This window comes from Mesorhizobium sp. M0166, from assembly GCF_040322255.1.
Taxonomy (GTDB): domain Bacteria; phylum Pseudomonadota; class Alphaproteobacteria; order Rhizobiales; family Rhizobiaceae; genus Mesorhizobium.
Window position 1 is genome coordinate 106,284 of the sequence record NZ_JAMYTD010000008.1, and the last position, 23,087, is coordinate 129,370.

Sequence of the window (23,087 nt, forward strand, 5' to 3'; positions counted from 1 at the left end):
GGTGCGTCCCTCATGGGCGCGCCCGCCGCAAGCGGACATAGAGCGCGCCCAAGCCGCCATGTTTGCGGGCGGCATGGTCGTGGCTGGAGACGAGGGGCCGGAAGGCGGATGTCGACAGCCATGACGGCACGGCGCGCCGCAAGACGCCATCGCCGCCCGACGAAGAGCCCTTGCCGGTGATCACCAGGACGTAGCGGATGCCGCCGGCGTGCGCCCGGCGCAGAAAGGAAAACAGCAGCGAATAGGCTTCATCCTGGGTCAGGCCATGCAGGTCGACGCGGCCCTCGATCGGCAGCCGGCCCTTCGACAGCTTGTCCAGCGTCGGTTCATCGAGTGCGTGGGAGACATGCTGCGCCTTCGGCTTTGCCGCCGTGGCAGCATTGCCCGCGACCTGTGCCGGCGGCGGCGCCTGCCTGGTCTCGTCGATCTCCAGCCCGACGTCTGGAATTTCGACGGCGATTTTGCCCTTCAGCGGCTTTGCCGTGCGCGCCACCAGGTTCCACAGCACCCGGTCGTCCTCGCTCAGCCTGTCGATGCGCCGGGTCATCGGCCTGCTCCTGCAACCAGCGACCGGGGGATCAGTGCATAAAAATCTGCGGCGTTGCGGATAACGCCGGCGATCTCGCCGGCCGCATCGCCCGACCCGGCAAACAGATCGCCGCGGGCCGGCCCGGTGATCGCCGAGCCGGTGTCCTGCGCGATCATCAGCCGCCGGAACGGTTTTCCGTCGAAGGCGGTCACCGACGGCGCATCGATATGGAAAGGCGTGCCGAAGGTGTGCAGCAGCCGGTCGACGGCGATCGAGCGGCCGGGTGTCAGCGGCACCTTGGCGGCAGCGATCGGGCCGAGCTCTGGGCCGTCGACGCCCATCTCGCGGAAGAAGATGTAGGAGCGGTTGCGCCAAAGGATCTCGTCGACGCGCTCCGGATGCGCCTTGAACCAGGCACGGATCGACTGCATCGTCACCTTCTCCAGCGGGATCTCGCCTTCCTCGCTCAGGATCTTGCCCGGCCCGGTAAAGCGCTGGCCGGATTTGGCGGCATAGGTGATGCGGCGAAGCCTGCCGTCGGTCATGTTGAGCCGCGCCGCGCCCTGCACGTGAATGAAGAAGGCGTCGACCTTGTCGGCGAGCCAGGCGATTTCCAGCCCTTTTCCGGCAAGCGCGCCGCGTTCGATCTCGCCGCGGTCGAAATATTCGACCGGGCCGTTCGGCGCCGCACGAGCGAAGGCGAGATAGGGATCCAAGCCGGAAGGACGGTTGCCGTCATCGATGTCGACAAGGTCGGCCGGGCGCGACAGCAACGGCACCGAAAACCGTTGCGTGCGCACCGGCGAGGCTTCGACCTCCGGTTCATAAAAGCCGGTTACCAGGCCGGGACCACCATCTTCGGCATCGATACGGGCCGGAACGAAATGGCGCTCGAAAAAGCTTCGGGCCTGCAACCGATTCGCCGGCGAAACGGTACGCGCTTCGGCATAGGCGTCGGCAAAGCCATTGTAGTCGACGCCGAGCGCGCCGGAGCGGTAGGGTTTGGTCAGGATATGAAAGGCCGAGCGGCGAAAGGCGTCAAAGGCAGGGAGATGGTCGTCCTCGCCCCAGCCCGGCAATTCGCCAAAGGATTTTTCGCTGAAAGCTCCAGAAAGCGACACGACAGCCCCCGCCGCCGTCCAGTTCAGTCTTCTTCTTCGGTGGCGACGAGCTTCCAGTTCGGATCGCGCGAGCGCGCGTCGCGGGCGAAGGTCCAGACGTCCTTGACCTCGGCGACAGTCTCGGGATCGCCGTCGATGACGGCGCCGGCCTTGTCGCGGGTCGCTGAAATCAGTTCGCTGACGATGCGCAGCGTGATGTGCGCCTCGCTGCCCTTCATTTCGGCCGAAACGATGTCGGCCTTGTCGATGCCGACGAAGGAGGACTGGATCTTTTCGGCTTTCGCCTCGCGGTCGCCGATGGCCGCGACGAAGCCGTCATAGACCTCGCGCGACAAAAGGTTCTTCAAGGTTTTGCGGTCGCCATCGGCGTAGGCCATGACGATCATCTCATAAGCCATCTTGGCGCCGTCGACGAAGGTCTTCGGGTCGAAGGTCGGATCATTGTCCTTGATCGCCCGCAGGCCCCGGTTGAGATCGGTGTCGGGCTTGGCAAAGGCATCGATCGCCACATAGGTGTCGGCCGCCGGCTCTCCCGCCAGCCGCTTGCGCGGCAGCGAAACGACGTTCTCGGGTTTCTGGGCGGCATCCTTGTCGTTTTTGCGCGCTGCCGTATATGGATCGAAGGGCGGGCGCTCATTGCCCGTGCGTCGGCCAAGCACGTTGCGCAGCTGGAAAAAGATCACCACCGCCGCAATCAGAAAGAAAATCGTGCCGAAGTCGAAGAAGCCCATATCTTGCGCCAATCAATCCCTGCTTTGGCCGGACCAGCGGCCAAGCAAGGGCCGCGATCACATAGCGTTCAGTATCCAAAGCATATAGAACGCATGGCGCAATCATTCAAATCAAAGGCAGCCATACCTATCTAACAGCTCTGGTGCCAGCGGCGATTGCTCGCCGGCCGGCAAAACATCGAAAACGATCGGTCAAGATTTGCGTATCCCGCTGCTTCCCCTGTTCATTCTCGCGCTTCCGCTGCTGGAGATAGCCGGTTTCGTCATTGTCGGCCGCCAGGTCGGCGCGCTGGCGACAGTCGGCTTGGTGCTGGCCTCGAGTGTCGCCGGCGCCCTGCTGCTGCGGCACCAGGGTTTTGGCGTGATGGCCAGGGTCCGTGCCGAAATGGATGCCGGGCGTGATCCGAGCGGCCAGCTTGCGCATGGCGCCATGATCGTGCTGGCAGCGATCCTTTTGATCATCCCCGGCTTCATCTCGGATATTTTCGGCCTTCTGCTGTTCCTGCCGCCGGTGCGCGATCTTGCCTGGCGGATGCTGAAAGGCCGCATCGTGCTGGCAACCGATTTCAGCAGTGGTTTGCGGGCAAGGCAACGCGGCAAGACCATCGATCTCGACGACGGCGACTATTCGCGCGCTGACGACCATACGCGCGGACCGGATTCTCCCTGGCGCCGCCTCAAGGACGAGTAGCCGCGAGGCAACCGGCGTCTTTTGCAAACTTGTCTTGTCGTGCCGGCCATGATAGCGAACGCCCGAATTTCAATCCGGTCAGCAACGCTGCCCAGGCAAAAGGACCACAGCTTATGGCCAGCAACGACGACGCGCCGACCGGCGCAGCCAACGGTAATGGAAATGCGGCGCAGCCTTCGCTCAACGTGCTCGCGCAATATGTGAAGGACCTGTCCTTTGAAAGCCCCGGCGCACCGAACTCGTTGCGCGGCCGCGACAAGGCTCCGGGCATCGCCATCAATGTCAACGTCAATGCCAACCCGCTTTCGGACAAGCAGTTCGACGTCAATTTGACGCTGAACGCAAAAGCGTCGTTCGACCAGGAAGTGTTGTTCAACGTCGAGCTGGTCTATGGCGGCGTCTTCTCCATCAGCGGCTTCCCGCAGGAGCACATGCTGCCGATCCTGTTCATCGAATGCCCGCGGCTGCTGTTCCCGTTCGCCCGGCAAATCATCGCCGAGGCAACACGCAATGGCGGCTTCCCGCCGCTGATGCTCGACCCGATCGATTTCGCGCAGATGTTCCAGCAGAAGCTGGCCGAGGACCAGGCTGCCGCCGCCAAGGTCAAGGTGAGCTGAAGCTGGCGTCACTCCGTCGTTGAAAAGCCCGGCCTCGCGCCGGGTTTTTGTTGGGGCGATGCATCAGAAGCGAGCCCGCACCTGCGTTTGGTGACCCGTCGTAGACCTTCGCGATTAGCCGAAACACCTATTCCTTCGTCATCCCAGGGCGGAGCAAGGAGCGGAGCGACGCGGCGCAGACCCTGGGATGACGAAGTGGAGGGATGTTTCGGCAAATCTCGAAGCTTGGCGACTTTCCACCGAACGGGACTATCGACGTTAGCTGCCGATCGGCCCTAACTATGCGGCGGAACTCGCTTCCGGGGCGACCCGCAGCCAGAGCGCCTTTTCGCCCAATGTGCCAACCATGCCTGCGTGTGCTGCGCGCTCGGCGTCGGTCAGGCGCGACGGCAAGGCGATCGGCCGCACACCGATCGAAATATCGATGTCGTCGACATTCTGCCTGCCGCCCGCCGGCGCCATGATGCTGTCGAGGATGAGGCTTGCCTGCTTGCCGCCGATAAGCTCGATATAGACCTCGGCCAGCAATTCCGAATCGAGCAGCGCGCCGTGCTTGGTGCGGCGGCCATTGTCGATGCCGTAGCGGCGGCAGAGCGCGTCGAGCGAATTGGGGCCCATCGGATGCTTGCGGCGCGCCAGCGCCAGCGTGTCGACGATCCGTCCCGGATCGATGGCCGGATGGCCAAGCCGGCCGAATTCGAGATTGAGGAAGCCGATGTCGAAGCCGGCATTGTGCGCGACAAGCTTGGCGCCGTCGATGAAGGCGAGGAACTCCTCGGCGATCTCCATGAAAGTCGGCTTGCCCTGAAGATCGGCGGCGCTGATGCCGTGCACAGCCTGCGCCTCGTGATGGATCTGGCGGCCTTGCGGGTTGATATATTTGTGGAAGGTTCGGCCGGTCGGGAAGCGGTTGACCAACTCGACGCCGCCAAGCTCGATGACGCGGTCCTCGCGCGTGTCGAGGCCGGTGGTTTCCGTATCGAAGATGATCTCACGCATCGAATCAGTCCACTGGTTCCGACATCATTCTAGCCGAATCACACCCGGAACAAAATGGCAACAAGTAATTGCGAGCTGCAAGCCTCTTAACCAGGCCTGGCTGCCTTATCCACGACTAGTTCGGCGATGATGGCCTTGACGGCCGCGCGAGCAGCGTCAAAGCCTTGACCGGTGTCGATGACGAAGTCGGCGCGACGGCGCTTTTCGGCGTCAGGAACCTGCCTGGCCAGGATCGACGCCAGTTTCTCCTCGTTCATGCCCGGCCGCGCCAGCACGCGGGCCTGCTGGATCTCGGGCGGCGCGGTGACGACCACGACCTTGTCGACGCGGTTACGGCCGCCGGTCTCGAACAGCAGCGGTATATCGAGCACGGCAAGCGGCGCGCCGGCGGCACGATTTTCAGCCAGGAACGCATCGGCATCGGCACGGACCAGCGGATGGATGATAGCTTCCAGCCGTTTCAGGGCGGCGCCGCGGCCGAGCACCCGCTCCGCCAGCTTTGTGCGGTCGACCGCACCGGATCTGGTGGTTCCGGGAAAGGCCGCCTCGACCAAGGGCGCGGCCTTGCCGGCATAAAGCCGATGCACCGCCTCGTCGGAATCATGGACCGGCACGCCGGCTTCGGCAAACATCTTGGCCGTGGTCGACTTGCCCATGCCGATCGATCCGGTGAGGCCGAGCACGATCATTTTATCGCGCCGATATCGGCAATAATCAGCTGGCGCAGTTCGGCGGAGACCTGCGGCCTGATGCCGAACCAGCGTTCGAAGCCGGGCACCGCCTGATGCAGCAGCATACCGAGCCCGTCGACGGTTCTCAGGCCGCGCGCCTTGGCCGCAGCAAGCAGCGGCGTCTCCAGCGGCACGTAGACGATGTCGGTGACGATGGCGCGGTCCGGCAGTCTGTCCGGATCGGCGGACAGGCCTTCATTGCCATGCATGCCGAGGGCTGTCGTGTTGACCAGCAGGCCGGCATCCTCGAGCAATTCGCCGGTCGCCGCGATGTTGTGGGCGGAGACGCCTGCGCCGAAGCGGTCGCGCAGCTCCTGCGCCCTCGTAAGCGTTCGATTGACGATGCGGATATCGCTGACGCCACGCTGCTTCAGCGCATGGATAACCGCGCGAGCGGCGCCACCGGCGCCGAGCACCACGGCGGGGCCGTTGGCCGCCCAGCCCGGTGCATACTCGTCCAGATTGGCGGCAAAGCCATGCGCATCGGTATTGCCGCCGCACAATTCGCCATCCTCGAACCACAGTGTGTTGACCGCACCGATCTGTTCGGCGTCGGCGTCGCGCCGCTTGGCCAAAGCGAAAGCGGCTTCCTTGTGCGGGATGGTGACATTGCCGCCGCGATAGCCTTGTGCCTGCAGCGTCTGCAGGAATTCGGCAAACGCTTCCGGTGCAACGTCGATGGCCTCGTAGACGCCGTCGATGCCGTATTTCGCCAGCCAGTAGCCGTGGATCTTCGGGGATCTGGAATGCGCGATCGGGTGGCCGGTGACAAACGCCTTTTTCGGGGCCTCAGCCATCGATCGCCCCAAGCTCGCGCAGCTTGGCCAGCACCGGCAAAAGCGGCAGGCCGACAATGGTAAAATAGTTGCCTTCGATTTTTTCGAACAGCTGGATGCCCTCGCCTTCGATCTGGTAGGCGCCGACGCTGGACAACGCCTTGGCGCCGACGCGCGCCAGATGGCGGCCGATGAAGGCCGGATCGAGCTTGCGCATGGTCAGGCTGGCGATGCCGACATGCCGCCACAGAACCTGGTCGTCACGGGCCAGCACCACGGCGCTGTTGAGATAATGCGTCTTGCCCGACAGCGCCAGCAGATGACGGCGCGCCCCTTCCATGTCGGCTGGCTTGTGGAACAGCTCGTCGCCGAGCGACAGCGTCTGGTCGCAGCCGAGCACCAGGGCGCCGGGCTTGCGCTCGCTGACGTCGGTGGCCTTGGCTTCGGCGAGCACGAGGGCGACATCCTCCGGCGACACGCCACTATTCTGCGGCGGCGCCTCAAGCGCGCGCTCATCGACAGAAGCCGGAACCGCTTCGACACTGACGCCGGCATTGACGAGCAGCGCCTTGCGGAACGGACTGCCCGAGGCAAGGATGATTTTTTCGGCCATTCTTTTCGCCCGTTTCCTAGCGCTCACTAGGGTGTGTCGAGATTCAGGTCAGGCCGAGCCGAAAATGGTGGCTTCCGAGAACCGGAGCGGAGCGTACTTTTCGTACGTGAGCACCGGAAGCGCAGGAAGCCGCCGTTTGCAGGCCGGCATCACCTGAATATCACACGCCCTAGCGCGTCTTGCCGCGCAGGGCAACGATCGCCGCCGCCGTCTCCTCGATCGAACGGCGGCTGACGTCGATCATCGGCCAGCCATGCCGTGTGCATATCTGGCGGGCATAGGTGAGCTCTTCGGCGATCGCGGCGCGGTCGACATAATCGGTTGGTTCATAGGCGCTGGTGCCGAGAATGCGGTTCTGCCGGACTTGCGAGATGCGTTCGGCGGTGGCGACCAGGCCGACGATCAGCGGCCTCCTGGCATTGACCAGGCTTTCGGGCACCGGCACGCCGAGCACGATCGGAATGTTGGCGGTCTTGATGCCGCGATTGGCGAGATAGATGCTGGTCGGCGTCTTCGAGGTGCGGGAGATGCCGACAAGCACGATATCGGCATCGTCCATATTGGCCGGCAGCTGGCCGTCATCATGCTCCATCGTGAAATTGAGCGCGTCGATACGGCGAAAATATTCAGCGTCCAGCACATGCTGGGCGCCGACGCGGCGCCCGGCCGGCGTGCCGAGATAGGACTGGAACACTGTCAGCACCGGCTCCAGCACCGAGACGCAAGGCAGGCCCATCGCCGCGCAGCGTTCGTCGATGCCACGGGCAAGCTTCTGGTCGACCACCGTGTAGAGGATGATGCCCGGCTCCTCCTCGATGTCCTCGAACACCTTCGTCACCTGCTTTTCGGTGCGGATGAGCGGATAGATATGTTCGATGGCGCGCGCATCCTTGTATTGCGCGGAAGCCGCGCGGCCGGCGGCCAGCAGCGTTTCGCCGGTGGCGTCGGAAATCAGGTGAAGGTGAAAGAAGCTCTGCGGTTTGTTCACAGGATACATTCCAGGCTGTGGGCCGATGTGGATAAGCCGGGCGGAAAACTCGGCCACCGCAAAGCGACTGTATCAGATGGCGGTTTGTCCACAATTCGATGTGCTGTCGGCTTCTCCGGGCGGTTGGGGACAAGTCCGGGGACGGAGCTTTTTGCCTTCGCTTCATCCACAGGGGCAATTTCCCTGGCCTGGCGGCAACGCATTGACTCCAGTCGCAAATTCGCGGTTTTCCACAAAGTCCTGCAATCCCGTTGAAGAAGCGCGCGACAATATGCTGGCTGGTCTTTTCCAAGGCAAAGCGGGACAGGAGACAACCACCACAACCAACAGACTCTTAGAATCATAAGATTCCTAAAAATAGAATATTTAATTATAGGGAAGCCTGGAAAGGCGAGCGCTCAATGCCTCAAGACCGGATCGTGCTGGACGTGTTGAGAGGCAAGGCGGCGTTTCCGCCACCGGTCTGGATGATGCGCCAGGCCGGCCGCTATCTGCCGGAATACCGGGAGACAAGGAGACGGGCCGGATCCTTCCTCGATCTTTGCTACGACCCGGATCTCGCCGTCGAAGTGACGCTGCAGCCGATCGAACGCTTCGGCTTCGATGCATCGATCCTGTTTTCCGACATCCTTGTCGTGCCGCATGCGCTCGGCCGCGACGTGCGCTTTGCGGAAGGACGCGGCCCGCTGCTGACGCCGATCACGGCTGTGGAGATCGCGGCTCTCGACGGCGAAACGTTTCACGTGAATCTCGAGCCGGTCTACGAGACGGTGCGGCGGTTGCGCACCAGACTGCCTGATGAAACGACGCTGATCGGCTTCTGCGGTGCGCCCTGGACGGTGGCGACCTATATGATCGCCGGCCACGGTACGCCCGACCAGTCACCGGCCAGGCTGTTCGCCTATCGCGAGCCGGCGGCCTTTCTTCGGCTGCTGAAGGTGCTCGCCGATCATTCGGCTGCCTATCTGATCCGGCAGATCGAAGCCGGCGCCGACGTGGTCCAGATCTTCGATTCGTGGTCAGGCGTGCTCGACGAAGCGTCTTTCGAATTGTTCTGCGTCGAGCCGGTGGCCGAGATCGTCCGGCAAGTGAAGGCTGCCCATCCCAATGTTCCGATCATCGGCTTTCCCAAGGGCGCGGGAGATCACTATCGAAGCTATCGCCAGAAGACCGGCGTGACGGGGCTGGGCCTCGACTGGACCGTGCCCTTGTCGGCGGCGAAGAAACTGCAGCGTGACGGCGCCGTGCAGGGCAATCTCGATCCGCTGAGGCTTGTAGCCGGCGGCAAGGCGCTGGCCGACGGCGTAGCGGCGATCCTGGAGGCGCTGGGCGACGGGCCGCTGATCTTCAACCTTGGTCACGGCATCACGCCGGAGACGCCGCTGGAGCATGTCGAGCAGATGGTGAAACTGGTGCGGAGCGCATCGTGACGATGATGGGCGCAGATAATGCGAACAGCACCAACAGCGGTCGAGGGGCGATGCGCCGCGCGGCAATTGCGATCGCCATCTTCCTGGTGCTGGCCGGGCTGCTGTTTTTCTTCGGTCCCGATGATTTCTATCCCTGGGCGAAGGCGATCCATGTGATTGCCGTCATCTCCTGGATGGCGGGCATGCTCTACCTGCCGCGCTTGCTGGTCTATCATGCCGATGCCGAAAAAGGCTCCGTTCAGTCGGAGACTTTCAAGGTGATGGAGCGCCGCCTGCTGCGCGGCATCATCAATCCGGCAATGGTGATCACCTGGGCATTCGGCCTGTGGCTTGCCTGGAAAGGCTTTGGTTTTCAAGGCGGCTGGCTGCATGCCAAGATCGCCGCGGTGGTTGGTCTGTCGGCCGTGCATGGCTATCTCGCCGGCGCCGTTCGGAAATTTGCCGAAGACCGCAATGAAAAACCGGCAAGGCACTGGCGGATCGTCAATGAGATCCCTACATTGCTGATGATCGTCATCGTCGTCCTGGTTATCGTGAAACCGTTCTGACGTCTTCGGTTGCCCGCAAAAGGCGGCTTGCTCTTTCAACCGACCGACGATAAAAGACGGGTCTTCCTTCCCGTCATGCGCCGCCCATTTATCGCTTCGGCCGCGCCCGGCATTTGTCGCATCCCGCCGATATTTTTTCCCAAAGCTTACTCAGAGTCCGTCTAATGATGCAAGAAATGAAGCTCACAGAGTTCAAGAACAAGAAACCACCAGAGCTGATCGCTTATGCGGAATCGCTAGAGGTCGAGAACGCCAGCGTCATGCGCAAGCAGGAGCTGATGTTCGCGATCCTGAAGAGGCTGGCGACCCAGGATATCGAGATCATCGGCGACGGCGTCGTCGAAGTGCTGCAGGACGGTTTTGGCTTTCTGCGCTCCGCCAATGCCAACTATTTGCCAGGTCCCGACGACATCTATATTTCACCGTCGCAGATCCGGCGGTTCTCGCTGAAGACCGGCGATACGGTCGAAGGGCCGATCCGCAGCCCGAAAGAGGGCGAGCGCTATTTCGCGCTGCTCAAGGTCAACACGATCAATTTCGACGACCCGGAAAAAATCCGCCACAAGATCCATTTCGACAATCTGACGCCGCTTTATCCGACGTCGCGGCTGAAGATGGAAATGGAGGTTCCGACCTCCAAGGATATTTCGGCACGCGTCATCGACCTGGTGGCGCCGCTCGGCAAGGGCCAGCGCGCACTGATCGTGGCGCAGCCGCGCACCGGCAAGACGGTGCTGCTGCAGAACATCGCCCATTCGATCACCACCAACCATCCGGAATGCTACCTGATCGTGCTTCTCATCGACGAGCGGCCGGAGGAAGTCACCGACATGCAGCGCTCGGTGAAGGGCGAGGTCGTCTCCTCGACCTTCGACGAGCCGGCGGTGCGCCACGTCCAGGTTGCCGAAATGGTCATCGAGAAGGCCAAGCGCCTGGTCGAGCACGGCCGCGACGTCGTCATCCTGCTGGATTCGATCACCCGCCTCGGCCGCGCCTACAACACCGTCGTGCCGTCGTCCGGCAAGGTGCTGACCGGTGGTGTCGACGCCAACGCGCTGCAGCGGCCGAAGCGCTTCTTCGGTGCTGCCCGCAACATCGAGGAAGGTGGTTCGCTGACCATCATCGCCACAGCGCTGATCGACACGGGCAGCCGCATGGACGAGGTCATCTTCGAAGAGTTCAAGGGCACCGGCAATTCGGAAATCGTGCTCGACCGCAAGGTGGCGGACAAGCGCATCTACCCGGCCATGGACATCCTCAAATCCGGCACCCGCAAGGAGGACCTGCTGGTTCCGCGCCAGGATCTGCAGAAGATCTTCGTGCTGCGCCGCATCCTGGCGCCGATGGGAACGACCGACGCCATCGAGTTCCTCATCGACAAGCTCAAGCAGACCAAGACCAACGCGGATTTCTTCGATTCGATGAATACGTAGGGTTGCGAGCCTTCCCTTCCCCCTGTGGGAGAAGGTGGCCGAGCGAAGCTCGGTCGGATGAGGGGTGCTCCAGCTTGGTAACGACGCCACTCCGTCCAACACCCCTCATCCGTCTCGGCGCTGCGCGCCAATCCACCTTCTCCCATGGGGAGAAGGGAAGGAGCGCCAGGTCCATCACCGCCGCAATAACCCTTCCAGCTCTTCAGCTTCCGTCACCACCGGCAGGCAGACCTGCCCGGTGCACAGCCAGGCGCCGGGCTCGGCCGTTGGCGGCAGGACGCCACCTGGCAAGGCCGGCAGATTTGTCGCCGCGCCAACAGGCACGACGATGTCCACCCGACGAGGGTCTGGATTTCGATTCGCAACCGGAACAAGCCTTGGATTCTCCGGTCTATCCACGATCACCAGTTTCAGCGGCTCCAGCGCCAGGGCACAGGCATTGACTATTCCCGCCTGGCCGTAGCCCTGGTGCTCCGCCCGCCCGCCCGCGTGCTCTGCGACTGTCCAGGCTTTTTCCCAAAGATCGAGATCGCCGGAAAGCGACGACAATCGGACCAAGGCTTCGATGATCTGGCCGGTAGCGGAAGAAATGGCTTCGTCGACATCGCCGCGGATGCGGACCGGCACGTCGGTGCTGTCGGATGCGGTCAGATAGTAACCGGTTTTGTCGTTGTCCTGATGCCAGAGGTCGAGCTGTTCGATGAATGTCCTGGCATGGGCGATGTAATCCGGACTGCCGGTCGCCTCGAACAGCGAGATGGCGGCATTGGCGATGGCGGCATAGTCGCTCGACAGAGCCGGAAACAGCTTCTTTGCGCCGAGCATCGAATGCGGCAGGCGGCCGTCACGTCCGGCGCCCGCAATGGCGGCAAAGGCCGCTGCCGCCGCTTCGATCCAGTCGGATCGGCCAAGCGACCGCCCGGCCTCGGCAAGCGCTGCGATCATCAAACCATTCCAGTCGGTCAGGGCCTTGCCGTCACGCCCGGGCCGAACGCGCTGTTCCCTCGCTGCCAGCAGCCTTTGCTTGAGCGGAACCAGAAGGTCACGATCGACGACGCTCTGCGCCTGTTGAGCATCAGTCTGGCAAATGATCGGCTTGCCTTCCCAGCCATGCGGGCCGGCAAGCGTGAAGTATTTGAAAAACAAGGCTGAATCGTCGCCGAGGGCTGCTTCGATTTCATCCCTGCTCCAAGTGTAGAACAATCCCTCCTCGCCCTCGCTATCGGCATCGAGGCTGGCGGCAAAGGCATCGCCCTCCACCCGCATTTCGCGCAACAGCCAGGCAATCGTCTCTTCGATTCGCAGCCGGAACAATTCCTTGCCGGTTGACGCATATGCCCAGTTGCACAAGCGGATGAGCTGGGCATTGTCGTAGAGCATTTTTTCGAAATGCGGGACCAGCCATTCGGCGTCGGTCGAGTAGCGGCTGAGGCCGCCGCCAATATGGTCGTAGATGCCGCCGGCCAGCATCTTTTCGAGGCTGAGGAGAACGGCGTCGCGGTGGGAAGCGGCGCCGTCGTGCAGCCAGGACAGCCAGAGGCTCTGCATGAACGGCGCGTTGGGGAATTTCGGCGCACCGCGCAGGCCGCCCAAATCGCGGTCGATCATGCCGTCAATGCCGTTGGCGAGGTTCGCCAGCATGCCGCGGTCGAGCACGGCCTTGCCATGGCTGCCCGCCAGCCGCGTCTCGACATGGGTAGTCAAACCGTCGGCACTTTGGTTAACGCTTTCTTTCTTCTCCCGCCAAGCCTTGTCAACCGCCTCCAGCACCTGGACGAAGCCCGGCCGGCCGTAGCGGGCCTCGCGCGGAAAGTAAGTGCCGCCCCAGAACGGCTTGCCGTCCGGCGTCAGGAACATGGTCAACGGCCAGCCGCCCTGCTCGCCCATCGAGGATAGCGCCGCCATGTAGATCTGGTCGATGTCGGGGCGCTCCTCGCGGTCGACCTTGATATTGACGAAGAGACGGTTCATGACGGCGGCGACGTCGTCGTTCTCGAAGCTCTCATGCGCCATGACGTGGCACCAATGGCACGCGGCGTAGCCGACAGAGAGCAGGATCGGACGCTGCAGCGCCTTTGCTTCGGCCAGAGCGGCGGGCGACCATGGCCGCCAGTGCACCGGATTGCCGCTGTGCTGCTGCAGATAGGGGCTGGCCTCCTCGGCAAGCAGGTTTTGTACAGGCAATGTCACGGCGCTACTCGATGGCGGATTGAACAGGCATAGCTAGGGCGCTTCGGCAGAGCGGGCAAATGATTTCAAAAGACTCCATCGTGGCTCTGTCGAGCGGGCGCCTGCCGGCCGGCATTGCAGTGATCCGGATTTCAGGACCGCAGAGTCGATTCGCCATCGAAACGATTGCCGGATCGACGGTGTCGAACCGCGTTGCCACCTATCGCAAGCTCCGGGCGCCTGACGGATCGGTGCTGGACAGCGGCCTGGTTGTTTTCTTTGCCGGTCCCGACAGTTTTACCGGCGAGGACGTTGCAGAGTTCCATGTGCATGGCGGGCGCGCCGTCGTGGCGAAGATGCTGGAAACCATCGCCACCTTCGACGGCGTCAGGCATGCGGAGCCTGGCGAATTCACCCGCCGCGCCTTTCTCAACGGCAAGCTCGACCTGGTCGAGACCGAGGCGCTGGCCGATCTCATCAACGCCGAGACCGAGGCGCAGCGGCGCTTTGCCGTGCACAACGCCGAAGGCGTGCAGAGCGAACTCTATCTGGGCTGGCGCCGACGGCTGATCCACGCCCGCGCGATGATCGAGGCCGAGATCGACTTTGCCGACGAGGATGACGTGCCGGGCTCGGTCGCCGATACGGTCTGGTCGGATGTCCGGGCCATGATCGAGGAAATAGAGCGCCATGTCGCCGGCTTCCGCGCTGCCGAAATCATTCGCGACGGGTTCGAAGTCGTGATCCTCGGCGCCCCTAATGCCGGCAAATCCAGCCTGTTCAACGCCTTGGCGCGGCGCGAAGCCGCCATCGTGACCGACGAGCCCGGCACGACCCGCGACCTGCTCGAAGTGGTCCTGGACCTGGAAGGGGTGCGGGTCAGGGTAACCGACACCGCCGGCCTGCGCGAGGCGCCCGGCAAGATCGAGGCGATCGGCATCGAGAAGGCCAGGACCAAGGCGCACAGCGCTGATTTGCTGTTGCTGCTGGAGGATCTGGCGGAGCCAATCGCGATCGGTGTGCTGCCGGGCGACATGCCGGCGCTGAGGGTCGGAACAAAAATTGACCTGTTGGGGGGCAAGTCACCCTCGCCCGCCGCGCACTATGATTTCGCTATCTCGACGCTGGACGGCACCGGTCTGGCCGAATTACTGGACGAGATCGGACGTCGTGCCGCAGCGCAGATCGGCAAGGCCGGCGATATCCTGCCGTCGCGGCTGCGGCACGTCGAGCTGCTCAACGAGACGAAACGCTTCCTGGTTGCGGCTGTCACCGGGGGCGATCGCGGGCAGGAGCTGCGGGCCGAGGAACTGCGCCTGGCGGCGGATCGGCTCGGACGAATCGTCGGGGCGGTCGATGTCGAGGATATGCTCGATGTGATTTTTTCGCAGTTCTGTATTGGGAAATGACTCACGTGAAACATTTGGGAAGCAGCACACCGGCGGTGATTCACGTGAAACACGGCGCAGGAGTAGGGGTGGGTACTGTTTCACGTGAAACGATCCCGCTCGTGCGTCTCCCCTTCTCCCACAAGGGGAGAAGGAGAAGACAGCGCCCTCTGTCCTTGACAGCGCGTGCCTCCGGGGACATGTGTCGGTCCACTTGAATTCGGGATTCTGAAATGACCAATCACTATGATGTGGTTGTGGTGGGCGGCGGTCATGCTGGGTGCGAGGCAGCCAGTGCCGCTGCGCGGGCTGGCGCCAGGACGGCGCTGGTGACGCTGCGCTTCGACACGATTGGCGTGATGTCCTGCAATCCGGCGATCGGCGGCCTCGGCAAGGGCCATCTCGTTCGTGAGATCGATGCCATGGACGGGCTGATGGGGCGCATTGCCGATGCGGCGGGCATCCAGTTCCGGCTGCTCAACCGCCGCAAAGGGCCGGCGGTGCGCGGCCCTCGAACGCAGGCCGACCGAAAGCTCTATCGGCTCGCCATGCAGGCGGCAATCCGCCAGCAGGTTGGCCTCGATGTCATCGAAGGCGAGGTGCTGGACTTCGAAATCGATGCCGGGGAAATCGGACACATCGCGGCGGTGCTGCTGGCGGACGGAAGCAGGCTCGCCTGCGGCGCCGTGGTGCTGACGACCGGCACTTTCTTGCGCGGGCTGATCCATATCGGCGAGAAGAAGATTGTCGCCGGCCGCATGAACGAACAGGCGAGCATCGGCCTGTCGGCGACGATGAGCCGCGCCGGCTTCAGGCTCGGACGGTTGAAGACCGGCACGCCGCCGCGGCTGGACGGCAGGACAATCGATTGGGCGTCACTGGAGAGCCAGGCGGCGGATGAAGATCCCGTGCCGTTCTCGCTGCTGACCGAGCGCATCGAAAACCCGCAGATCCATTGCGGCATCACCCGCACGACCAATGCCACGCATGAGCTGATTCGCGCCAATCTCGGCCGCTCGGCCATGTATTCGGGGTCAATCGAAGGCGTCGGGCCGCGTTATTGCCCGTCGATCGAAGACAAGATCGTCAAGTTCGGCGACCGCGAAGGTCACCAGATCTTTCTGGAGCCGGAAGGGCTGGACGACGACACGGTGTATCCGAACGGCATCTCGACCTCGCTGCCCGAGGACGTGCAGCTCGACATGCTGAAGACCATTCCGGGGCTGGAGCGGGCAACCATGCTGCAGCCGGGCTATGCCATCGAGTATGACCATGTCGACCCGCGCGAGCTCAAGCCAACGCTGGAGACCAAGCGGATCGCCGGGCTTTTCCTCGCCGGCCAGATCAACGGCACCACCGGCTACGAGGAGGCCGGCGCGCAAGGGCTGCTTGCCGGCTTGAATGCAGCGCACAAGGCGTCGGCGAGCGAGGAAATCGTGCTCAGCCGCACCGAAGCCTATATCGGCGTGATGGTCGACGATTTGACCAGCCGCGGCATCGCCGAACCGTACCGCATGTTCACCTCGCGGGCCGAGTTCCGGCTGTCGCTGCGAGCCGACAACGCCGATGAGCGGCTGACGCCGCTGGCGATGAGGCTGGGGATTGCCTCGCCGGAGCGGATGCAGCGGTTCAACAATGTCGTGCAAGACCTTGAGAAGGCGCGGCAGCTCGCCCTCGGCACCACCATGACCCCCAATGAGGCGGCGCACCACGGGCTCGAGATCAACCGGGACGGTGTACGCCGCTCGGCCTATGAGTTGCTGGCCTATCCCGGCGTCGACATCGCCTGGCTGGCGCGCATCGAACCGGCTTTCGCGGCGATCGACAGCAAAACGGCCGAACGTCTTGAAACGGAGGCCAAATATTCTGTCTATCTCGACCGCCAGCAGGCCGATGTTTCGCAGATCAGGCATGAGGAGAGCCGGCTTATTCCGGAGTCGCTCGACTTTGCTTCTGTTCCCGGCCTGTCGAACGAGTTGAAGCAGAAGATGCTGGCACGCCAGCCGCGCTCCATTGCCGATGCGCAACGCATGGAAGGCATGACGCCGGCGGCGCTGGCGATTATTGTCGCGCATGTGCGCAATGCCGAGGCGGCCGCGCGAAAGCAGGTCGCGTGAGCGCTGCGTCCTGGGCGAGCCTGCAAGCGGCAGCGGGCCCGGTTTCACGTGAAACATTCGATCGTCTGGTCGAGTTCGAGGGCGTCTTCCAGAAATGGAACCGCCGGATCAATCTCGCCGCGCAATCGACGCAGGACGATGTCTGGCGCCGCCACATCCTCGACAGCGCGCAGCTGGCGCGAATCAAACCAGACGCGAAGCGCTGGGTCGATCTCGGCTCCGGCGGCGGGTTTCCCGGCCTCGTGCTGGCGTTTTTGCTTGTCGAGCGGGAAGGCGCCGGTATCGACCTGGTTGAAAGCAACCGCAAAAAAGCATCGTTCCTGCAAGCGGTCGTCGGACAGTTCAGCCTGCCCGCCAAGGTCATCGCGCGCCGCATCGACGACAGCTATCTCCTTGTTCCTGCACCGCAAATCGTCACAGCCAGGGCACTCGCCTCGCTGTCCGACTTGCTGGACCTGGCGGCACCGTGGCTGACCAAGGGGGCGCGCGGCCTGTTTCACAAAGGCCGGGATTACCGCGCCGAAGTGGCAGAAAGCGCTCAACGATGGTCTTTCGATCTGGTAGAACATGCCAGTGCAACCGACGCGCAGGGCGTCATTCTCGAAGTATCCGACTTGCGACAGCACCCTGGCTTGTGACCGGCGACCCCAATGAATTTCTGGCATAAACCCATGATGAAGAACGGCCCCCGAATCATCACCGTCGCCAACCAGAAGGGCGGCGTCGGCAAGACGACAACCGCAATCAATCTGGCCACCGCGCTGGCGGCCATAGGCGAACAGGTGCTGATCGTCGACCTCGACCCGCAGGGCAATGCCAGCACCGGGCTTGGCATCGACCGGCGCGACCGCACCGTCTCGTCCTATGATGTGCTGACCGGCGAGCTCGATCTCGAAGCGGCGGCGATCCCGACGGCGGTGCCCGGCCTGTCGATCGTGCCGTCGACGCTCGACCTGCTCGGCATCGAGATGGAAATCGCCTCGGCGCCGGATCGGGTGCTGCGGCTGCGCAACGCGCTGCGGGCTTCGGCCGAGCGCTCGGCCAATTTCGGCTATGTGCTGATCGACTGCCCGCCCTCGCTCAACCTGCTGACACTGAATTCGATGGCTGCGGCCGATTCGGTGCTGGTGCCGCTGCAGTGTGAATTCTTCGCGCTGGAGGGGCTGAGCCAATTGCTGGAGACGGTCGAGCAGGTGCGCCGTTCGATCAACCCCGACCTGACGATCCAGGGCATCGTGCTGACCATGTTCGACGGGCGCAACAATCTCGCCAACCAGGTGGTGCAGGATGTCCGGGCGCATATGGGCGACAAGGTCTATGAAACCGTCATCCCGCGCAATGTCCGCGTTTCCGAAGCGCCGTCCTATGGCAAGCCGGCGATCCTCTACGACCTCAAATGCTCGGGCAGCCAGGCCTATCTGCAGCTTGCTTCGGAAGTCATCCGCCGCGAGCGCAAATTGCGTGCTGCCTGAACAATAAGCCGATTCGACACCGAAACGATCTGGACGGACGATGAACGAAGACCCTTCGAGAAAAAGACTGGGACGGGGACTGGCGGCGCTGATCGGCGAAATCGATCGCCCGGCGGCACCGGAAAAGCCCGGGCTGGCGGCCGACGGCAAGGTGCCGATCGAGTTCCTCAGTCCCAACCCGAAGAACCCGCGCCGTCATTTTGGCGATGCCGACCTGACCGACCTCGCCCAGTCGATCCGTGAGCATGGCGTGGTGCAGCCGGTGGTGGCGCGGCCATCGAAAACGCAGTCGGGCCGCTACGAGATCATCGCTGGCGAGCGTCGCTGGCGCGCGGCGCAACGCGCCGGGCTGACCGAAATCCCGATCATCGTACGTGACGTCAACGATCGCACGGCGCTCGAACTGGCGATCATCGAAAACGTCCAGCGCACCGACCTCAACCCGGTCGAGGAGGCGCTGGGCTACCAGCAGCTGATCGACGACCACGGCTATACCCAGGCCGATCTCGGTCAGGTGATCGGCAAGAGCCGCAGCCATGTCGCCAATACGCTGAGACTGCTCAAGCTGCCCGACGTCATTCGCGACATGCTGGTCGACGGCGCGCTCTCGGCCGGCCACGCCCGCACCCTGGTGACCGCCGACGACCCGGCCGGGCTTGCCAAGCGGATCATCGACGAAGGGCTTTCGGTGCGCCAGGCCGAGGCTTTGGCGCAGATGCCGGTCGGCGCGCCGGCGGCAAAGCGCCAACCCGCGCCCCCGCCGCAAAAGGATGCCGACACGCTGGCGCTTGAAAAGCTGATGACCAATACCATCGGCATGATCGTTACGATCGAGCACAACCAGCGCGGCGGCGTGATCAGCGTCGCCTACCGGACACTGGAGCAGCTGGATGAATTGTGCCGAAGGCTGAAGCGGGAGTAGTGGGTTGCTAAGACGTCGAGGCCTTTAGCCGGCAAACAAAGTGTGGCTGCCGCCGCGCCGGTGATTGGCGAAATCGTCGAGTAGTTAATCTCCCCCCTTGAGGGGGAAATGGCCGGCAGGCCAGAAGGGGTCGTCTCACATCAAGCGCCCACGTCGTCTGTCGTCGCGGAAGGGGCTGGTGTTCCACGCGCTGCGACCCCCTCTGTCGCCTTCGGCGACATCTCCCCTTCAAGGGGGGAGATTAGGTGCGCTGCGCCAGCCTTGCGCTCTCCACGGCAATGCCGAGCAGCGCCTGGCGTGCCAGCGCGACCGACAGATCCGGCCGCCGGCGTGTCTGCAGCACTGCCGTCTGCAGTCGGGTGAGGGCGCGGCCGAGCGCTTCGCTGCTCCACCGTTCGAGGGCTTTCTCCACCAACTTGCGCCTGGAGAAAAAAACCGGCGGGCGCGCCGCGGCAACGACCGACGCGGCATTGCGGCCGCCGGCGTCCATCTGGCCACGCATCGCCTGGATCGCCTGCAGCTGCCGCATCGCCGATGACAGCACCAGGAAGGGCTGGCCGCCGGACTGGCAATGGCGGGTAAAGGCGGTGTCGAAATCGGCGATCCTGCCTTCGAGCAGGGCGTCGACCGCCGCATCGAAGGAGAGGCCGGAGACATCGCCGGACATCGCCTTGACGTCTTCGAGACCGATTTCGGTCTGGCCGTGCGCATAGAGCAGAAGCTTTTCGATCTCGCCGCGCGAGGCCAGCCGGTCGCCGCCGAGATTGCGGCGCAGCGCCTGCCGGGCCTCCAGTGTCATCGACATGCCGGCCTTGCGCAATTCGTCGTCGATGACCGTATCGATATCCCTGGCTTCATCGGCATAGCAAGGCAATGCCATGGCATTGTCCGCCGCCTCCACCACGGCGCGCAGGCCGACGCCCTTCTTCAGGTCGCCGGCCTCGATGAGGATGATGGCGTCCCGCGCGGGCTCGGCGGTCAGCGCCTTGACGTCGTCGGCAAGCGCCTTCTGGGCGCCGGCATTGCGCACCCATAAAAGGCGCCGCTCCGAAAACATCGGCACGGTGCGGGCCTCGTCGAGCAGCCGGCCCTCGTCGCGATCGACCTCCGAACCGTCCAGCCTGACCACCGAGAACGGATCGTCAAGCGGCAGGCCGGTCTTGCCGGCAAAGGCCTTTGCCCGCTCGGCAACCAGCCCGCGATCGGGACCGTAAAGCAGCACGATCGAGACGCGCGGATCGGGCCGCGCCAACCACGAATCGACCTCGTAACCTTTCTTCTGTGCCATGCGCGCTGGTTAGCATGGCGTGAGCTCCGGGTGAACCACGGGCGCCGGCCTGCTAGTTCTTGTCCTCGGGACTATCAGGCTTGAACGAGCTATCGGCATCACCGAGGCGTTCGTAGTCCGTCATTGCCGCGTCAAGCGATTTGTCTTTCTCGACTGACCACAAAGTCACTGAGGCCAGATAATTTGTGAAGGCGTTCTGCTCTCTTGCGAAAATGGCGGCCAAACGCGAGTCGTTTTGGAAAAAGCGATCGAGTTCCTGTTTGATTGCAACGTCATTCTTCGCCAGCGACCGTATAGCCCATACAGCCGATGCCACCGTCATTACACGCATCATATCTTTTGATGCCTGGCTCTTGGGACACCCATATTTTCGGCACGCAGCGACAATCATGATATTCTCGGGGCGACCTGGAGCCACCACACCCCCGAATTTCCCCATAACAAGGCCGATACGGATTGCGTCCGCCGCGATGCCGTCACGGCTGGTTCGAAGATTTTCCAAAATATGATCTATGTAGGACAAGTCTCCTGTCGCCATATAGGCGCCAAGCAGCAGATCATTGTCCAACGGGACAAAGAGAGGTGTCAACGTTTTCAAAGGGATGGCACCGGCGGATGCTGCATCATCCAGCTTTCGGCTCGACGCGAAACGCCGCGCTTCGTCCGTGAGACCAGCCTTGTGCAGAGCGGCCAGATAAAGGTCAGCCGCGCGATCGGAGGGCACGCCATCCAGCAGTTTTCGTCGCATCTCCGGCGAGCCGTCGAACAATGCAGCGAAAAAACCGGTTATCGTTCCGTTTTCAGCGCCGGACCGAGCTTGATCCAAGGTTGTGATAAGCCGGTCAATGCAGGCAGCATCCCTCGTGCGATGGTACGTGCCGATGCAATCGTCCGACTGAGCGAAAGTTGGTCGACCGGATCCAACCAGAAAAGCTACAATCGCCAAAGCGACGACGGCCCTCGATCTGCCTTGCATTCCCACCTCTCTCAAAACGATCCTGTCAGGATAGGGTCCTGGATGGTGGGCGCAACTTGAATCGCTGGAAGCGCGGGCTCGTCAAAGGCAAGCTCACCCCGGGACATATCGTCTGTTGCGGCAATCGTCGGCAAATTTCTGCTAAGTTGCGTGCTGCCGTCCAACATCGACAAGAAATTTCGCAGACATATCTTCATCTTGTGCGCGGGAGGCTGCATCGGCCGGGTCCGAAGGACCGAAGGCTTCCCCGACGAATTGGCACTGGTCTGGCGGTATGCAAATATCTTGGCCGGGCAACAGTGGAGGACCGAGATCATGGCCGATGCCGGAATGCTGCGCTTCCATGTTCCGGAACCGGAAGTGCGGCCGGGCGGGACGCCGGATTTCTCCAATGTGAGCATTCCAAAAGCTGGCTCGGTGCCGCGCCCGAAGATCGACGTCGACCCGCGCGACATCCGCGATCTGGCCTTCTCGATCATCCGCGTGCTCAACCGCGCCGGCGAGGCGGTCGGACCGTGGGCCGGGCTGCTTTCGGACGACGAGTTGCTAGAGGGGCTGCGCCACATGATGACGCTGCGCAGCTTCGATGCACGCATGCAGATGGCGCAGCGCCAGGGCAAGACCTCCTTCTACATGCAGCATCTCGGCGAAGAAGCGGTGAGCTGCGCCTTCCGCAAGGCGCTGTCGCGGGGCGACATGAACTTTCCGACCTATCGGCAGGCCGGCCTGCTCATCGCCGACGGCTACCCGATGGTCACGATGATGAACCAGATCTATTCGAACGAGGCCGATCCGCTGAAAGGGCGGCAATTGCCGATCATGTATTCGTCGAAGGAGCACGGCTTCTTCTCGATCTCCGGCAATCTGGCGACGCAGTACATCCAGGCGGTCGGCTGGGCGATGGCCTCGGCGATAAGCAACGATTCAAAGATCGCCGCCGCCTGGATCGGCGACGGTTCGACCGCCGAATCCGACTTCCATTCGGCGCTGGTCTTCGCCTCGACCTACAAGGCGCCGGTCGTGCTCAATGTCGTCAACAATCAGTGGGCGATTTCGACCTTCCAGGGCATCGCCCGCGGCGGCTCCGGCACTTTTGCCGCGCGCGGGCTCGGCTTCGGCATTCCGTCGCTGCGCGTCGACGGCAACGACTATCTCGCCGTCCATGCGGTGGCCAAATGGGCGGCGGAACGGGCGCGCAGCAATCTCGGGCCGACGCTGGTCGAATACGTCACTTACCGCGTCGGCGCCCATTCGAGCTCCGACGACCCCTCGGCTTACCGGCCGAAAGCCGAGTCCGATGCCTGGCCTCTCGGCGACCCGATCGTCAGGCTGAAGAACCATCTCATCCAGCGCGGCGTCTGGTCGGACGAACGCCACGCCCAGGCAGAGGCGGAAATCCTCGACACGGTGATTTCGGCGCAGCGGGAGGCCGAGCGCCACGGCACGCTGCATGCAGGCGGCAAGCCCTCGGCGCGCGACATGTTCGAAGGCGTCTATGCGCAGATGCCGCCACATCTCAGGCGCCAGCGCCAACAGGCAGGGGTCTGA

22 protein-coding genes are annotated in these 23,087 nt (G+C 63.1%); 11 read left to right on the forward strand and 11 right to left on the reverse strand.

Annotated elements, in window-relative coordinates; translation table 11 throughout:
- Positions 1 to 10 precede the first annotated feature (10 nt).
- From NKJ46_RS12460 to NKJ46_RS12470, 3 genes are read right to left on the reverse strand one after another with little or no spacing between them, the layout of a single operon-like run.
- A complete protein-coding gene (locus NKJ46_RS12460; RefSeq protein WP_352665242.1) occupies positions 11 to 547 on the reverse strand; it encodes a Smr/MutS family protein in 537 nt (178 codons plus the stop codon).
- Positions 544 to 1,650, reverse strand: a complete 1,107-nt coding sequence (mltA, locus tag NKJ46_RS12465; protein WP_352665243.1) for a murein transglycosylase A — start codon at positions 1,648 to 1,650, stop codon at positions 544 to 546. The genes NKJ46_RS12460 and mltA overlap by 4 nt, the downstream gene beginning before the upstream one ends.
- A 23-nt stretch (positions 1,651 to 1,673) precedes the next feature.
- A complete protein-coding gene (locus tag NKJ46_RS12470) occupies positions 1,674 to 2,381 on the reverse strand; it encodes a Tim44/TimA family putative adaptor protein (RefSeq protein ID WP_292659652.1) in 708 nt (235 codons plus the stop codon).
- 199 nt (positions 2,382 to 2,580) lie between these two features.
- Here NKJ46_RS12470 and NKJ46_RS12475 point away from each other — a divergent pair, with 199 nt between their 5' ends.
- Positions 2,581 to 3,072, forward strand: coding sequence for an FxsA family protein (locus NKJ46_RS12475; protein ID WP_352665244.1), 492 nt, complete (start codon positions 2,581 to 2,583; stop codon positions 3,070 to 3,072).
- Positions 3,073 to 3,185: 113 nt separating this feature from the next.
- Positions 3,186 to 3,689: a protein-export chaperone SecB gene (gene secB, locus NKJ46_RS12480; RefSeq protein ID WP_352453643.1), complete on the forward strand. Its 504-nt coding sequence runs from the start codon at positions 3,186 to 3,188 to the stop codon at positions 3,687 to 3,689.
- A gap of 279 nt (positions 3,690 to 3,968) precedes the next feature.
- On the opposite strand, the gene dnaQ is transcribed toward secB, so the two are convergent.
- The 5 genes from dnaQ to NKJ46_RS12505 all read right to left on the reverse strand — a co-directional run bounded on the left by dnaQ (position 3,969) and on the right by NKJ46_RS12505 (position 7,796).
- A complete protein-coding gene (dnaQ, locus tag NKJ46_RS12485) occupies positions 3,969 to 4,688 on the reverse strand; it encodes a DNA polymerase III subunit epsilon (RefSeq protein ID WP_352565554.1) in 720 nt (239 codons plus the stop codon).
- A gap of 86 nt (positions 4,689 to 4,774) precedes the next feature.
- A complete protein-coding gene (coaE, locus tag NKJ46_RS12490; protein ID WP_352665246.1) occupies positions 4,775 to 5,377 on the reverse strand; it encodes a dephospho-CoA kinase in 603 nt (200 codons plus the stop codon).
- The gene (locus NKJ46_RS12495) at positions 5,374 to 6,216 is read right to left on the reverse strand and encodes a shikimate dehydrogenase (RefSeq protein WP_352665247.1); all 843 of its coding nucleotides are present in this window, start codon (positions 6,214 to 6,216) and stop codon (positions 5,374 to 5,376) included. The genes coaE and NKJ46_RS12495 overlap by 4 nt, the downstream gene beginning before the upstream one ends.
- Complete coding sequence (locus NKJ46_RS12500; RefSeq protein ID WP_352665248.1) at positions 6,209 to 6,808, reverse strand: Maf-like protein; 600 nt, start codon at positions 6,806 to 6,808, stop codon at positions 6,209 to 6,211. The genes NKJ46_RS12495 and NKJ46_RS12500 overlap by 8 nt, the downstream gene beginning before the upstream one ends.
- Positions 6,809 to 6,977: 169 nt before the next feature.
- Complete coding sequence (locus NKJ46_RS12505; RefSeq protein WP_352458816.1) at positions 6,978 to 7,796, reverse strand: pyruvate, water dikinase regulatory protein; 819 nt, start codon at positions 7,794 to 7,796, stop codon at positions 6,978 to 6,980.
- Between the two features lie 401 nt (positions 7,797 to 8,197).
- On the opposite strand from NKJ46_RS12505, the gene hemE reads away from it, so the two are divergent.
- From hemE to rho, 3 genes are all read left to right on the forward strand, one after another.
- The gene (gene hemE, locus NKJ46_RS12510) at positions 8,198 to 9,226 is read left to right on the forward strand and encodes a uroporphyrinogen decarboxylase (protein WP_352665249.1); all 1,029 of its coding nucleotides are present in this window, start codon (positions 8,198 to 8,200) and stop codon (positions 9,224 to 9,226) included.
- A 5-nt stretch (positions 9,227 to 9,231) separates the two neighbouring features.
- Positions 9,232 to 9,774, forward strand: a complete 543-nt coding sequence (hemJ, locus tag NKJ46_RS12515) for a protoporphyrinogen oxidase HemJ (RefSeq protein WP_352665320.1) — start codon at positions 9,232 to 9,234, stop codon at positions 9,772 to 9,774.
- A gap of 167 nt (positions 9,775 to 9,941) precedes the next feature.
- Positions 9,942 to 11,207, forward strand: a complete 1,266-nt coding sequence (gene rho, locus NKJ46_RS12520) for a transcription termination factor Rho (protein WP_023675925.1) — start codon at positions 9,942 to 9,944, stop codon at positions 11,205 to 11,207.
- Between the two features lie 174 nt (positions 11,208 to 11,381).
- On the opposite strand, the gene NKJ46_RS12525 is transcribed toward rho, so the two are convergent.
- The gene (locus NKJ46_RS12525) at positions 11,382 to 13,397 is read right to left on the reverse strand and encodes a thioredoxin domain-containing protein (protein WP_352665250.1); all 2,016 of its coding nucleotides are present in this window, start codon (positions 13,395 to 13,397) and stop codon (positions 11,382 to 11,384) included.
- A 59-nt stretch (positions 13,398 to 13,456) separates the two neighbouring features.
- Between NKJ46_RS12525 and mnmE the strand changes: the two genes are divergently transcribed.
- From mnmE to NKJ46_RS12550, 5 genes are all read left to right on the forward strand, one after another.
- The gene (gene mnmE / locus NKJ46_RS12530; RefSeq protein WP_352665251.1) at positions 13,457 to 14,785 is read left to right on the forward strand and encodes a tRNA uridine-5-carboxymethylaminomethyl(34) synthesis GTPase MnmE; all 1,329 of its coding nucleotides are present in this window, start codon (positions 13,457 to 13,459) and stop codon (positions 14,783 to 14,785) included.
- A gap of 212 nt (positions 14,786 to 14,997) precedes the next feature.
- On the forward strand, positions 14,998 to 16,881 hold the full coding sequence (gene mnmG, locus NKJ46_RS12535) for a tRNA uridine-5-carboxymethylaminomethyl(34) synthesis enzyme MnmG (RefSeq protein WP_352665252.1): 1,884 nt from the start codon (positions 14,998 to 15,000) through the stop codon (positions 16,879 to 16,881).
- On the forward strand, positions 16,878 to 17,519 hold the full coding sequence (gene rsmG, locus NKJ46_RS12540; protein ID WP_352665253.1) for a 16S rRNA (guanine(527)-N(7))-methyltransferase RsmG: 642 nt from the start codon (positions 16,878 to 16,880) through the stop codon (positions 17,517 to 17,519). Before mnmG ends, rsmG begins: the two co-directional genes overlap by 4 nt.
- Positions 17,520 to 17,552: 33 nt before the next feature.
- Complete coding sequence (locus NKJ46_RS12545) at positions 17,553 to 18,353, forward strand: ParA family protein (RefSeq protein WP_084642633.1); 801 nt, start codon at positions 17,553 to 17,555, stop codon at positions 18,351 to 18,353.
- 40 nt (positions 18,354 to 18,393) lie between these two features.
- Positions 18,394 to 19,275, forward strand: a complete 882-nt coding sequence (locus NKJ46_RS12550; protein ID WP_352665254.1) for a ParB/RepB/Spo0J family partition protein — start codon at positions 18,394 to 18,396, stop codon at positions 19,273 to 19,275.
- A 241-nt stretch (positions 19,276 to 19,516) separates the two neighbouring features.
- On the opposite strand, the gene holA is transcribed toward NKJ46_RS12550, so the two are convergent.
- The gene (gene holA / locus NKJ46_RS12555; protein WP_352665255.1) at positions 19,517 to 20,563 is read right to left on the reverse strand and encodes a DNA polymerase III subunit delta; all 1,047 of its coding nucleotides are present in this window, start codon (positions 20,561 to 20,563) and stop codon (positions 19,517 to 19,519) included.
- Between the two features lie 52 nt (positions 20,564 to 20,615).
- Positions 20,616 to 21,539: a hypothetical protein gene (locus NKJ46_RS12560; RefSeq protein WP_352665256.1), complete on the reverse strand. Its 924-nt coding sequence runs from the start codon at positions 21,537 to 21,539 to the stop codon at positions 20,616 to 20,618.
- A 315-nt stretch (positions 21,540 to 21,854) separates the two neighbouring features.
- Here NKJ46_RS12560 and NKJ46_RS12565 point away from each other — a divergent pair, with 315 nt between their 5' ends.
- Positions 21,855 to 23,087 carry a 3-methyl-2-oxobutanoate dehydrogenase (2-methylpropanoyl-transferring) subunit alpha gene (locus NKJ46_RS12565; protein WP_352665257.1) on the forward strand — a complete coding sequence of 411 codons (1,233 nt, stop codon included), beginning with the start codon at positions 21,855 to 21,857 and terminating at the stop codon, positions 23,085 to 23,087.

Coding starts and splice junctions, on each gene's coding strand:
- NKJ46_RS12460 (WP_352665242.1), bottom strand. CDS start 547: ATGACCCGGCGCATCGACAGGCTGAGCGAGGACGACCGGGTGCTGTGG.
- NKJ46_RS12470 (WP_292659652.1), bottom strand. CDS start 2,381: ATGGGCTTCTTCGACTTCGGCACGATTTTCTTTCTGATTGCGGCGGTG.
- secB (WP_352453643.1), top strand. CDS start 3,186: ATGGCCAGCAACGACGACGCGCCGACCGGCGCAGCCAACGGTAATGGA.
- dnaQ (WP_352565554.1), bottom strand. CDS start 4,688: ATGCGTGAGATCATCTTCGATACGGAAACCACCGGCCTCGACACGCGC.
- coaE (WP_352665246.1), bottom strand. CDS start 5,377: ATGATCGTGCTCGGCCTCACCGGATCGATCGGCATGGGCAAGTCGACC.
- NKJ46_RS12495 (WP_352665247.1), bottom strand. CDS start 6,216: ATGGCTGAGGCCCCGAAAAAGGCGTTTGTCACCGGCCACCCGATCGCG.
- NKJ46_RS12500 (WP_352665248.1), bottom strand. CDS start 6,808: ATGGCCGAAAAAATCATCCTTGCCTCGGGCAGTCCGTTCCGCAAGGCG.
- hemE (WP_352665249.1), top strand. CDS start 8,198: ATGCCTCAAGACCGGATCGTGCTGGACGTGTTGAGAGGCAAGGCGGCG.
- hemJ (WP_352665320.1), top strand. CDS start 9,232: ATGGGCGCAGATAATGCGAACAGCACCAACAGCGGTCGAGGGGCGATG.
- rho (WP_023675925.1), top strand. CDS start 9,942: ATGCAAGAAATGAAGCTCACAGAGTTCAAGAACAAGAAACCACCAGAG.
- mnmE (WP_352665251.1), top strand. CDS start 13,457: ATGATTTCAAAAGACTCCATCGTGGCTCTGTCGAGCGGGCGCCTGCCG.
- mnmG (WP_352665252.1), top strand. CDS start 14,998: ATGACCAATCACTATGATGTGGTTGTGGTGGGCGGCGGTCATGCTGGG.
- NKJ46_RS12545 (WP_084642633.1), top strand. CDS start 17,553: ATGATGAAGAACGGCCCCCGAATCATCACCGTCGCCAACCAGAAGGGC.
- NKJ46_RS12550 (WP_352665254.1), top strand. CDS start 18,394: ATGAACGAAGACCCTTCGAGAAAAAGACTGGGACGGGGACTGGCGGCG.
- holA (WP_352665255.1), bottom strand. CDS start 20,563: ATGGCACAGAAGAAAGGTTACGAGGTCGATTCGTGGTTGGCGCGGCCC.
- NKJ46_RS12560 (WP_352665256.1), bottom strand. CDS start 21,539: ATGCAAGGCAGATCGAGGGCCGTCGTCGCTTTGGCGATTGTAGCTTTT.
- NKJ46_RS12565 (WP_352665257.1), top strand. CDS start 21,855: ATGGCCGATGCCGGAATGCTGCGCTTCCATGTTCCGGAACCGGAAGTG.